Genomic DNA, 10,928 nt, shown 5'->3' with positions numbered 1-10,928 from the left:
TTATCATGCAGCAAATTTATGCCCGCTACCGGCGGGGCCTAACCCAGGATTCGCGTTTTGCGGGGCTGATTCATCTGATCCGCGAGATTGGGGAGATGATTGACCGGGCGCTGGACACCGGCCAGGTGTGAGGGCATCCGGCAGTGGCGGGTTGCCTTTTACGGTAGCCCGCTTTACGCGAGACCAGCGGCCGTTGCGCGCCGGGGCCGGAGGTCGAGAGAGCCTGGTGGACGCAGGGGCTTGCAGGTAGATTTCGGGGTGAGTGTCTGGAGCCTTTGTGGTGGCCGAGACTGCTCCAGGGCTCAACACTAAGGGTGTTCTCCGGATTCAGATTGCTTTCGAAACTGCCCGCCTCGACTACGACGCCAAAGCCCTGCGGGCCTTGCCCTTCCGGGTCGAGCCCACCCAGTACCCGCCGGGGTTTCGCATTCCCAAAAAAGGCCTGGCCGTGCGGGAGTACGTACAGGCCATTAGCGAGGTGCTGTACCTGGTAGGATAGACTAATTGTACTTAGTATAAATAACGGCGTATCGCCCGATTATCTGCATTGTCGAATACAAACCTTAATGCTATACTCACCAACGGAGTAAGCGCTAGTAACGTCCAGATCAATGGTTTGCAACATCTGGAGTTGTTCTTGTGCTTGCGACCGTTCAAAATCCCTTCGAGGTGAGAGAGTCATGAAGAAAATAGGCGGCATTCTTCTTCTCATCGCTCTATTGTTCACCGGGTGTGCTCCTTCGGTGACAACCACGGTTGCCGGTAAAGAAAGCAAAAAAATTGACTTTGAAAACTACAAAGGGCCAAGGGCTCGAGTTGTGGTAGCCAGTTTCGAGTGCACCAGTCCTCAATGTGGTTCTGGCGCATCGGTTCCCACTGGAACTGTTCAGATTCTTAATCTTTTTGGTATCAATATTCCTACCGCTACGACGGGTATCGGCTCTGATGTTTCGACAATGCTTAGCACTGCGTTGGTGAGCAGCAACCACTTTGTGGTTTACGACCGGAGCATTATTAACCAGCTCCGTAGTGAGGCGGCTTTGTCAAACCAACAAAACGCATTTACCGGGGCTGACTTGATTATCACAGGTGTAATAACTGGATTTGAGCCAAACGCATCCGGTAGTGGTGGCGTAGGTGCGATTCCATTTATTGGCGGTTTTCTTCAACAGAAAAAATCGTATATACGTGTAGACATTAGAATAGTGGATACTCGTTCTGGTGCAATCATTGCGGCATTCCCTGTAGAAGCAGAAGCTACCGATACAAATTTCGGAGGAATTGGGGCTGGCCTTTTGCCCGGGGGGTTGAGCGCACTCGCAGGTGGGTTGCGCATATATAACAATACCCCGATGGCAAAAGCGTTAGCCATGATGATTGAGGCTGCAACGGTTGCCATCATCGAACGCATACCGCAAAGCTATATGAAGTACGATCCCACCGGTAAGCCGATTCAATGAAACACAGCATGACTGTGTCTGGTGGTCTTGATAACTAAGGTTATTGGGATACTTCAAATGAACCCTACTTCTCTCACCCTCATTTCGAGGCACATGTAGTCGAATAGGAATCTGGTGCTGCTCATGGGTAGCGAATGCAAGAGCGCATCAGATTCCTCGCTTCGCTGCGTTGTGTTCGGAATGACAAAAGATTACTAGCTCAGCACAGTTCACCAGAGCAAGGACTAAAAAACCAAGCCCAATTGGCCTTGGTGACAGGTAGAAGCGTGCTTTGAGGGAATCATCGTATGAGAAGAATACGAAACAGTTTGCTTTTTCTAGTGTTGGGAGTTTTGCCGGTCTGGCTCAGCGCATGTGGTGATAGCGCTTCGAGCGGCTCCAATCCAGGGAATAGTCCGAATTACACCATCTCGCTCAGCAGCAGCAGCATTACGGCTGCGCCGGGCGGCAGCGCGACCACCCAGCTCACCCTTACCCCACAAAACGGTTTTACCGGTACGGTGAGCCTGAGCCTGGTCAGCAGCAGCGGGGCGGCTGTCTCGGGTATCACGCTTTCCCCGGCCACTGTAAATGTAGGCGGTAGCAACCCCGTGAACCAAACCCTAACGGTGAGCGTGGCTACCGGTGTGGCGGCGAACACCTACAGCCTGAAGGTGCGGGCTTCTAGTGGCAGCCTAACCAAGGAGGCCAACCTCACGCTAATTGTGCAAAGTGGCCCCAGCTTCACCATCTCGCTAAACCCCACCAGCCTTACGGCTACACAAGGCGAGAGCAGAACCATCCGCCTAACCCTGACCCGCCAGAACAACTTTACCGGCACCGTAAGCCTGAGCCTGGTAAACCCTCCCGCTGGCGTGACGATATCCCCCACCAGCCTGAACGTGGGCAGCAGCGATGTGCAGCGAGACCTGACCCTCTCCACCACCACCAGCACCCCGGTGGGCCAGCACACCCTTACCCTAAAAGCGGCCTCCGGCAGCATTGAGCGCACCGCCACTGTGACCCTGGTGGTGAACCAGGTCACCACCTTCAACGTCAACACCACCGCCGACACCATAGACGCCGATCCCGGCAACGGCCAATGTGCCGATAGCAACGGCAACTGCTCCATCCGGGCTGCGGTGATGGAAGCCAACGCTCTGGGCTCCTCTGTGATCATTAACATTCCTGCCGGCACCTACACCCTTACCCGCAGCAGCAGCATTGACGAGCAGGGGGACGACCTGGACCTCAGAACCACCATCACCCTGCGCGGGGCCGACCGTGATACCACCATTCTGGACGGGAATGACAGCACTCGGCTGGTGCAGGTACACGAGGGCAGGAGTGCTAGGATCGAGAACCTTACCATTCAACGGGCCGGCAATGGCGCCGCTGTTTGGAATTATGGTGGCGCGTTGGTAATGGAGCGGGTGACGCTGCGGAACAACAGAAGAAATGCGCTATACCAGGAGGGCTGGAGCTCGAGCACAGCCCTTCAGGACGTACTCGTCCAATCAAACGGTACAGAATCGAATTACGACGGTGTATACGTGTCTTCCGGTAGCCTTTCCATGAACAATGTGGCAGTTACGGGCAACGCCCGCAGTGGCATTGGTGCCTTTCGTGCGAACCTGACTCTCAGCAATGTAACCGTCAGCTCGAACGGAGACTCAGGTGTTGTTGCGACGGGAGATTTTTTTGGGGGGAGCACTGCCACCCTGCTCAACGTGACGGTGAGCGGGAACGGGGGCTCAGGTGTTTACAACTATGGTACCGCCACCCTGCTCAACGTGACGGTGAGCGGGAACGGGGGCTCAGGTGTTTACAACTATGGTACCGCCACCCTGACCAACGTGACGGTGAGCGGGAACGGGGGCTCGGGCATTTACAACATCGGTACCGCCACCCTGACCAACGTGACGGTAAGCGGGAACAGCACAACATCCAGCTATGGAGGCGGCGGCATTTACAACTGGGGCACGCTCAACCTGGCCTTCTCGACCATCGTCAACAATACCGCACCCCGTGGGGGAGGGATGCGAATTGGAAGTGGAACCGTAAGATTGAAGGGCGTGATCCTGGCCAACAACACCGCCACCGGCGGCATCGGGCCGGAGTGTGAGGGTAGTCTTGTCAGCAACGGCTACAACCTGATCAGGAGCAACACCGACTGCTCGTTCACCCGCGACTCCACCGACATTCTCAACCAAGACCCCTCGCTGGGAAGCCTGGCCGACAACGGCGGCTTTGTCCAGACCCATCTACCGCTGGTGGGCAGCCCGGTGCTGGACAGGGTGCCGGCCTCGGCCTGCACCGACCTCAGCAACAACCCCCTGGCCACCGATGCGCGGGGCATCGCGCGCCCGCAAAACGGAGGCTGCGATCTGGGTGCCGTAGAAAGGAACTAGTCGCTAGTCTCTGCAAGGTTCAGGGGCGGCCCCCATCAGGCCGCCCCTTGTGCTGGACCAGTGCGGGGAGCGGATGGCACGGCATCGGGTAAGCCGTGCCAGCACCCAGCCCGCGATAGGGCAAAGGGGCGGGGCGAATTTTCCCACGGCCAGGACCGAAGCAGAGGAATCCCGGCGAGCCCCTGCTACCGCAGCACGCCCTGCAACACCTGGAACACCGAGCGGTCCAGAATCCCCGGAATGCGGGCGCTAAGGCCCAGCTCCACGCTCACCCCACCTCCCCCAGGAAGGCCTGCGGGCCGCAGCGAAAGCTCGCCCCGGTTGCGCCCGTTGGGGCCCAGGCCCAGGTTAAGCGCACCCTCGGCCACGCTGCGCCCGCCCGCCAGGAGGCGCAGGGGGCCTTCCAGGGTGAAGCCGATGGGGTTGGGGTTCTCTACTTCCAGCACCAGCCGGATGGCCAGCCCGTCCAGGCGAATCTCCACCAGACGAATGGTGGGGGGTTGGAAAGCAAACTGGATGCGCACCTCGCGGTCCACCAGGGTTACGGGCCCAATCGGAACCACCGCCGGGCCCAGTCGGGCCTGCAGCTCCCCCAGCAAGCGGAAGCGGGTGGCCTGCCCACTCACCAGGCTGGCCAGGGCGCGGGTGCCCTCCACGATGGGCACCACCAGCCGGGCGCTGGCCTCGCGGCTGGCCCCCGTGGGGATTTCCAAAGCGGGCAGGGTCAGACGAAACGGCGAGCCCCCCAGCTCTGCCGTCAGGGCGCTCTCGAGCAGGGGCAGGGCGTAGGGGTTGGGGTTGGTCAGGCGCAGGCGCACGTCGAACTCGCCCCGTCCGCTAAAAGGGTCAATCGAGACCAGGCTAAACTGCAACAGCTCCACCTGCGGCGGCTGGGGCCGCACGGCTTGGGGCACACAAGACCCCAGGATTAGGGCCAGACCCAACCATACCAGAACGCGCTTCATCGTTGCCTCCACACCGAGCTTACCGGATGGACTCCTCTGAGGTTGGGTTATTTCCTGGACCTACCTCCAGCCTCTAGCCCGGAACTCCTCCAGAAGGGGCTGGAGGGTGGGCGGGCGTTCGCTGGGGTGGGGGGGCGGCCCGGGCAGCGCAGGGCCTGCTTGAGCAGCACGATGCCCCCGGCCGGCCTGCCAGAGTTCGAGAAGCATCGCGGGGGTGGCCCGGAAGGCGTCTGGGTCCAGTTTTCCCTGGCGGTCAAAAAAAAGCTCAGGAAGAGCGCCTGCGGTAGACCAGGGCGAGCCAGAGCAGCAGGTGAAGGCCCAGGGCCGCCAGGCTCAGGGGGACGCCGGCGCTGTGCCCCTGCCGCCAGAGCCAGAGACCCCCAGCAAAGGCCAGGAGCAGCAAGACCCCCCAGCCCTGGCTGTAGCTCGGGCTGCCGGGAAATAGGAGCTGCACCCCATGCCGCCAGGCGGGGTTGGTTTGGTGCTGGGGGCGCGGAAGGAAGAAGCAGAGCAGGTGGTAGAGGCTCAGGAACAGCACCACCGCCGCGGCCCCCCAGGCCCAGAGGGGGGTGGGCCAGATGGGCAGGCTGCGCCAGGTTTCGGGAAGGTCGGTTGCTAAGTTTTCCAGGCTGCTCAGGCCGACCGCAGCGATGATCTGCCGGGGGGTGGGCACCGCCTCGCGGGGGAGTCCGGCCTCGCGGTAGACCGCGCTCCAGAGGTCGCCCCCCAACCCCAGGGCCTCCCGTACGGCGGGCGCCTGGGGGGCCTGCTGGTAGGCCTGGGCCAGGGCCTCGGGGGTGCCGCGCCCGAGCAGGACGTAGTCCCAGGGGGAGGCGCTCTCGTAGAGCCGTTTGGCTTCCGTGGGGTTTTCCTTGGCCAAAGCGTAGGCCAGCAGCCCCCGCAGGGGTGGGGTGTTGGCCAGGCCGCGCAGGGTTTCCTGGGCCGTGTTGGAGCGCAGGGTGCCCCGGGTCAGCCCTTCTTGGGCCAGGAGCGCTTCGGAGCGGGCCGTGAAGCCCCAGGCCAGGAGGGTCAGGGCGGCCAGGGCGAAGAGGAGCAGCAGCAGGCTGCGCTCGCCTAGGGTGGTGTAGGCCAGCATGCTGTGGCGCAGCCGGAGGAGCGGGTGCCGCAGCCAGCCCAGAAGCCAGCCCCCGGTAGGGCTCAGGCCGCGGAGCTGGGCCGGCAGGTAGAGCAGGCTCAGGTATAGCAGCATCAGGGCGTAGAGCCCGCCCAGCAGGCCCGTAAGCCAGGCCAGATGGGTTGAGGTGAAGGGGGGCTGCCAGCTTGCGACCTGGCGCAGGGCGTCGCGGTAGCGCTGGCCCAGGTCGGGCCTGCCCTGGGCCTCGAGCCACTCCGCTTGCTCCAGGAGCATGGCCTGGGCCCCCGGCACCTGGGGCAGGTACTTGAGGAAGAACTCCGACCAGACCAGGCTTTGCTCCAGGCCCTGCCTTCGGGCTGCGCGGATTTGCAGCAGCCAGGGCTCGAGCCAGCGCAGCACCCCGGGCCCCCAGGCCAGCTCGGGGCGGTGGCCCCGGAGGAGCAGGTCGCGCCCCACGGCCTCGAGCTCAGCCGCCCCCAGCCGGCTCGGCTCCTGGGTGAAGTAGTACCAGTAGGGCCGGTTGGGGGATTGGGCCTCGTGGGTCTGGAAGTACTCCTGGATCACCGCCAGGCTCTCCCAGCGCCCCTCGTAGGGTTTTCCAGCAAGGGCGCCGAGCCCAAGCCGCCGCCCATCCTCCAGCAACACCGTGAGCTCCCCGTCGGCCTCCAGCCCTCGCACCTCGGCGGGGGGGTAGTGCTCGGCCAGGACCCGGGGGTTCTGCAGGTCTATCTCCAGCACCAAAGGGCCCTGGGCCACAAAGGCCCGCGTGCCCAGCACCCGGGGACCTATCCAGCTCCCGGCCAGCGGCAGCTTCCAGCCGCCCACCACCAAGCCGTCGGGCTCCAGGCGGGGGGTCTGCACCGGGGCAGGGCGCACCTGGGTCTGGGCTTGCAGCGTGCGCTCCCCTACCTGGACGCTGATTCTGAATAACCCTTCGGCAGGGGGTGTCCAGAAGGTGGAGAAGCTGCCCTGGGGGGCCTCGACCTCGAGCTGGGCGCGGCTTCGTGCCGAATCGAAGAGCAGGGTGTAGCGGCCGGGGGGGAACTCCGCCCCGCGGATCTCCAGGGGCTGCCCCACCCGGCCCTCGGGCGGCACGGTGAGGCTCTGGGCCAGGGCCAGACCCCAGAGGAGGACGCCGGCCAGATAGCGCATGGCGCTATTCTACTTCTGAAAGGGGTTTTCCTTGGTCTATACTGGGCTAGGGCCTACAGGGGTAGGCCCCCGGAGGTTTTGTTTGATGAACAAAAAGCCGGTGTACCTGACCGCCGAGGGAAAAGCGCGTTTGGAACAGGAGCTCGCCTACCTGAAGACCGAGAAAATGCGCCAGATTGCCGAGGAGATGGGTCGGGCCATCGCCGAAGGCGACCTGAGGGAGAATGCGGGCTACGACGAGGCCCGGCGGGCCATGTGGGAGAACAACAGCCGGATTGCCGAGCTGGAGGATATCCTGAGCCGGGTGCAGATCGTGGAGTCTGGCAACGGGGTGCCCACCGAGGTGCAGATTGGGGTGACGGTGGAGCTCGAGACCCCCACCGGCCAGCGCATGAGCCTGACCATGGTGGGCAGCCACGAGGCCGACGTGTTCAGCGGTAAAATCTCCAACGAGTCCCCCCTGGGCCAGGCCCTGCTGGGCAAGAAGGTCGGCGATGAGGTCCAGGTCAAGGGCCCCAAGGGCAGCCAGACCTACATAATCGTGGACCTGACCTACGCCTAGCCAACGCGGAAGGTAGCGTGCTTGGCCTTGTGGTCGGGTTCCACGTGGATGGTGGTCTGAACCCCCTCCAGGCTCACCTGCAGGGCGCTTTCGAGCTGGTCGCAGATCTGGTGGGCCTGCTCCACGGTGGTGCTCCCTGGCACCACCAAATGGAACTCCACGAAGGTGCGCGGCCCGGCCCGGCGGGTGCGCAGATCGTGCACCTCCAGCACCCTACCATCGGCGGCCAGCCCCTTCAGGGCGCCCTCCAGGGCGGCCCGAATTCGGCCTAGTTCCTCCTGGGGTAGGGCCTCGTCCATCAGCCCCCCCACCGAGTCGCGGACCAGCCGCCAGCCCATCCGGAGGATGTTGAGCGCCACCAGCAGGGCCAGCAGGGGATCGAGCCACCACCAACCGGTGAGCCAGGCCAGCCCCACCCCCAGCAGCACCCCCGCCGAGGTCATCACGTCGGAGAGCACGTGCTGGCCGTCGGCCACCACCGCAGGGGAGCGGGCCTGCCGGCCCTTGCTTATGAGGAAGAGGGCCAGGAGGGCGTTGAGGCTCGAGGCCAAAAGCGAGAGCAGAAGCCCCAGCCCGAGCTCCTCGATGGGTTCAGGGGCCAGCAGCCGGGGCCAGGCCTCGCGCAGGATGGCCAAAGCCGCCAGGACGATCAGCACCCCCTCCAGCACAGCGGAGAAGTACTCGGCCTTGGTGTGGCCGAAAGGGTGGTTTTCGTCGGCAGGGCGTTTGGAGACCCGCACTGCGAGCAGGGCGGCTGCGGCGGCGGCGATGTTCACCACCGACTCGAGGGCATCCGAGTAGAGGGCTACGGAGCCGGTGAGGAGGTAGGCCAGCCCCTTGAGAACGAAGACCACCACGGCCACGCCTAGGCTGAGCAGCAGGGCTTGGGTGGGGCTCATGCTAGGCTCTAGCATACGCAAAAATACGGCCTCCCCAGAGGGAGGCCAAGGGAGGGCTGGGGCCTCAGGCCTTCTGGGCGCTGCTGGGGTTCACCTTGATGCTCGGCCCCATGGTGGTGGAGAGGTAGACCGAGCGCAAATAGGTGCCCTTGGCCCCCTCGGGCTTGGCGCCCTCCACTGCCTTGATGAAAGCCCGCACGTTCTCGGCAATTTGCTCCGGGGTGAAGCTGGCCTTGCCCACCGGGGCGTGGACCACGCCGGTTTTGTCGTTGCGGAACTCGATCCGACCAGCCTTTATCTCCCGCACGATTTCGCCGATGTTGAAGCCCACGGTACCGGCCTTGGGGTTGGGCAGCAGCCCCTTGGGCCCCAGCACGCGGCCCAGCTTGGAGCCCACCGCGCCCATCACGTCCGGGGTGGCCACCACCGCATCGAAGTCGGACCGGCCCTCCAGGATCTCCTGGATGATCTCTTCCCCGGCGGCAATGTCGGCCCCGGCGGCCTTGGCCTCGGCGATCTTCTCGCCCTTGGCGATGGCCAGCACCCGCACCGCGCGACCGGTGCCGTGGGGTAGGCTCACAGTGGAGCGCACATTCTGGTCCGATTTGCGGGTGTCGATCCCCAGCTTCACGTGGATCTCCACCGTCTCATCGAAGCGGGCGCTTTTGATTTGTGGAATGAGGGCCGCGGCCTCCTCAATGCTGTAGACCTTGTTGAGGTCCACCTTCTCCAGGATGGCCCGGTAGCGTTTGCCGCGCTTAGGCATGGGGCACCCCCGTCACCTCGATGCCCATGGAGCGGGCCGAGCCGGCAATCTGCCGGGCGGCCGATTCCAGGTCGTTCGCGTTCATGTCGGCCATCTTCTGTCTGGCAATCTCCAGGCATTGCTCCCAGGTGAGCCGCCCCACCTTTTCCCGCCCGGCCTTGCCCGAGCCCTTCTCGATGCCTGCGGCCTTGCGGATCAGGTATGAGGCCGGGGGGGTTTTGGTTACGAAGGTGAAGGAGCGGTCGGAGTAGATGGTGATCTCCACCGGCACGATCGCGTCGCCCATGTGGGCGCTGGCCGCGTTGAAGGCCTTGACAAACTCCATGATGTTGGCCCCATGCTGGCCCAGGGCCGGGCCCACCGGGGGGGCCGGGGTGGCCTTCCCCGCGGGCAACTGCAGCTTGACGATAGCGGTTATCTTTTTCATTTTCTTCTCCTTCTGGGCTCCCACGAAGTTCGTGGTCTTGGCGCCTTGGGGGTTCTACGCGCGGGCGACCTGCGAGAAGTCCAGCTCCACCGGGGTCTCCCGGCCAAAGATGGAGACCAGCACCTTGACCTTCTGCCGCTCCAGGTTGACCTCGCCCACCACCCCGGTGAAGTCGGCGAAGGGACCCGAGACCACCCGCACCACGTCGCCCTCCTTGAAGGTTACCTGGGGCTTGGGGCTCTCCTTCTTCCCGGCCAGGCCCGAGATCTCGAGCAGGTGCTGCACCTCATCCGGGGTGAGGGGCACTGGGTGGGTGGCGGTGCCCACGAAACCGGTCACGCCTGGGGTGTTCCGGACCACCTCCCAGGCCTCGTTGAACTCGCCGGGGGTGTCGCCCAGGTCCACCAGCACGTAGATGTAGCCGGGGTAGAGCTTGCGGCGGACCACCTCTTTCTTGCCGCCCTCCCGGTGCTCCACCACCTCCTCGGTGGGAATCAGGACCTGGAAGATCTTGTCCTGCATCCCGAGGGCCTTCACCCGTTGCTCGAGGTTCTCCTTGACCTTGTCCTCGTAGCCCACGTAGGTGTGAACGGCGTACCACTCGATGCTCATAGCCTGTGCCTCACGGCAACCGCACCGTGATGAAGCGGAAGACGGTGTCGATGAGCCCCAGCACCACCATGGCGACCAGTGCGAAGACAAGGATGACCTGGGTGGACTCGATGATCTCCTGCCGGGTGGACCAGGTTACGCGGGCGAGCTCGGCGCGGGCCTCGCGAAAGTAGTTGACGATTCGGGCTCCAAGGGGGCGTTTTGGGCTGTTCTCCTGGGCCATACCATCCCCCTAGATCTTTACCTCTCGGTGGGGTAGGTGCTTGTTGCACCAGGGGCAGTACTTCTTGAGCTCGAGCTTGGCCTGGGTGTTGCGCTTGTTCTTTTCGCTCGAGTAGTTGCGGCGCTTGCACCCGGTGCACTCCAGGAGCAGCTTGATCCGAACTTCGCTTGCCATGTCGTCCTCTTTCAGCCTTCGGCCCAGCCGGGTTTGGGCTACCCGGCCGGGCCAGCAAGGCTTTAGTTTAGCACATCACTCGATGATTTTGGACACCACACCGGCGCCGACGGTACGTCCTCCTTCGCGGATGGCGAAGCGGAGGCCTTCTTCCAGGGCGATGGGCTTGATGAGCTCGACGGTGAAGGTGACGTTGTCCCCC

At 63.5% G+C, this 10,928-nt stretch carries 12 protein-coding genes and 1 pseudogene; 4 read left to right on the top strand and 9 right to left on the bottom strand.

All coding sequences use genetic code 11. The features are described 5' to 3' along the window. Positions 1-262 precede the first annotated feature (262 nt). The 3 genes from DV704_RS11855 (at position 263) to DV704_RS11845 (ending at position 3,850) form a co-directional block, all read left to right on the top strand. The gene (locus tag DV704_RS11855; RefSeq protein WP_233498354.1) at positions 263-499 is read left to right on the top strand and encodes a hypothetical protein; all 237 of its coding nucleotides are present in this window, start codon (positions 263-265) and stop codon (positions 497-499) included. A 181-nt stretch (positions 500-680) separates the two neighbouring features. Continuing rightward, positions 681-1,460: a CsgG/HfaB family protein gene (locus DV704_RS11850; RefSeq protein WP_114799791.1), complete on the top strand. Its 780-nt coding sequence runs from the start codon at positions 681-683 to the stop codon at positions 1,458-1,460. Between the two features lie 287 nt (positions 1,461-1,747). Then, positions 1,748-3,850, top strand: a complete 2,103-nt coding sequence (locus tag DV704_RS11845) for a right-handed parallel beta-helix repeat-containing protein (protein ID WP_114799790.1) — start codon at positions 1,748-1,750, stop codon at positions 3,848-3,850. A 185-nt stretch (positions 3,851-4,035) separates the two neighbouring features. On the opposite strand, the gene DV704_RS11840 is transcribed toward DV704_RS11845, so the two are convergent. Together DV704_RS11840 and DV704_RS11835 are read right to left on the bottom strand one after the other, a co-directional pair. Next, a complete protein-coding gene (locus DV704_RS11840; protein WP_114799789.1) occupies positions 4,036-4,815 on the bottom strand; it encodes a hypothetical protein in 780 nt (259 codons plus the stop codon). A 265-nt stretch (positions 4,816-5,080) separates the two neighbouring features. Then, positions 5,081-7,063 carry a hypothetical protein gene (locus DV704_RS11835; RefSeq protein WP_114799788.1) on the bottom strand — a complete coding sequence of 661 codons (1,983 nt, stop codon included), beginning with the start codon at positions 7,061-7,063 and terminating at the stop codon, positions 5,081-5,083. 85 nt (positions 7,064-7,148) lie between these two features. On the opposite strand from DV704_RS11835, the gene greA reads away from it, so the two are divergent. Next, positions 7,149-7,625, top strand: a complete 477-nt coding sequence (gene greA, locus DV704_RS11830) for a transcription elongation factor GreA (protein ID WP_199489996.1) — start codon at positions 7,149-7,151, stop codon at positions 7,623-7,625. Here the strand turns inward: greA and DV704_RS11825 are convergent. The 7 genes and pseudogenes from DV704_RS11825 to tuf all read right to left on the bottom strand — a co-directional run. Then, a complete protein-coding gene (locus tag DV704_RS11825) occupies positions 7,622-8,524 on the bottom strand; it encodes a cation diffusion facilitator family transporter (RefSeq protein ID WP_114799786.1) in 903 nt (300 codons plus the stop codon). The two genes, greA and DV704_RS11825, sit on opposite strands and share 4 nt — an antisense overlap. Before the next feature lie 64 nt (positions 8,525-8,588). Further along, positions 8,589-9,290, bottom strand: a complete 702-nt coding sequence (gene rplA / locus DV704_RS11820) for a 50S ribosomal protein L1 (protein ID WP_114799785.1) — start codon at positions 9,288-9,290, stop codon at positions 8,589-8,591. Further along, positions 9,283-9,717, bottom strand: a complete 435-nt coding sequence (rplK, locus tag DV704_RS11815) for a 50S ribosomal protein L11 (RefSeq protein ID WP_114799792.1) — start codon at positions 9,715-9,717, stop codon at positions 9,283-9,285. The genes rplA and rplK overlap by 8 nt, the downstream gene beginning before the upstream one ends. A gap of 54 nt (positions 9,718-9,771) precedes the next feature. Further along, on the bottom strand, positions 9,772-10,329 hold the full coding sequence (nusG, locus tag DV704_RS11810) for a transcription termination/antitermination protein NusG (RefSeq protein WP_114799784.1): 558 nt from the start codon (positions 10,327-10,329) through the stop codon (positions 9,772-9,774). 10 nt (positions 10,330-10,339) lie between these two features. Beyond that, positions 10,340-10,552 (bottom strand): preprotein translocase subunit SecE, encoded by a 213-nt coding sequence (gene secE, locus DV704_RS11805; RefSeq protein WP_114799783.1) that lies wholly within the window; start codon positions 10,550-10,552, stop codon positions 10,340-10,342. 9 nt (positions 10,553-10,561) lie between these two features. Then, the gene (rpmG, locus tag DV704_RS11800; RefSeq protein WP_114799782.1) at positions 10,562-10,726 is read right to left on the bottom strand and encodes a 50S ribosomal protein L33; all 165 of its coding nucleotides are present in this window, start codon (positions 10,724-10,726) and stop codon (positions 10,562-10,564) included. A 75-nt stretch (positions 10,727-10,801) separates the two neighbouring features. After that, positions 10,802-10,928 (bottom strand): annotated as a pseudogene (tuf, locus tag DV704_RS11795) (elongation factor Tu); the annotation flags it as partial.

The sequence above is a fragment of the Meiothermus sp. QL-1 genome (genome assembly GCF_003351145.1).
Classification (GTDB): Bacteria; Deinococcota; Deinococci; order Deinococcales; family Thermaceae; genus Meiothermus.
This window is presented reverse-complemented; position numbering and strand designations above follow the sequence as displayed.

Bases quoted from the DNA above. Each gene is read 5' to 3' on its own strand.
- rplK (WP_114799792.1), bottom strand. From the start codon at position 9,717: ATGAAAAAGATAACCGCTATCGTCAAGCTGCAGTTGCCCGCGGGGAAG.
- greA (WP_199489996.1), top strand. From the start codon at position 7,149: ATGAACAAAAAGCCGGTGTACCTGACCGCCGAGGGAAAAGCGCGTTTG.
- DV704_RS11835 (WP_114799788.1), bottom strand. From the start codon at position 7,063: ATGCGCTATCTGGCCGGCGTCCTCCTCTGGGGTCTGGCCCTGGCCCAG.
- rplA (WP_114799785.1), bottom strand. From the start codon at position 9,290: ATGCCTAAGCGCGGCAAACGCTACCGGGCCATCCTGGAGAAGGTGGAC.
- DV704_RS11825 (WP_114799786.1), bottom strand. From the start codon at position 8,524: ATGAGCCCCACCCAAGCCCTGCTGCTCAGCCTAGGCGTGGCCGTGGTG.
- rpmG (WP_114799782.1), bottom strand. From the start codon at position 10,726: ATGGCAAGCGAAGTTCGGATCAAGCTGCTCCTGGAGTGCACCGGGTGC.
- secE (WP_114799783.1), bottom strand. From the start codon at position 10,552: ATGGCCCAGGAGAACAGCCCAAAACGCCCCCTTGGAGCCCGAATCGTC.
- DV704_RS11845 (WP_114799790.1), top strand. From the start codon at position 1,748: ATGAGAAGAATACGAAACAGTTTGCTTTTTCTAGTGTTGGGAGTTTTG.
- nusG (WP_114799784.1), bottom strand. From the start codon at position 10,329: ATGAGCATCGAGTGGTACGCCGTTCACACCTACGTGGGCTACGAGGAC.
- DV704_RS11850 (WP_114799791.1), top strand. From the start codon at position 681: ATGAAGAAAATAGGCGGCATTCTTCTTCTCATCGCTCTATTGTTCACC.
- DV704_RS11840 (WP_114799789.1), bottom strand. From the start codon at position 4,815: ATGAAGCGCGTTCTGGTATGGTTGGGTCTGGCCCTAATCCTGGGGTCT.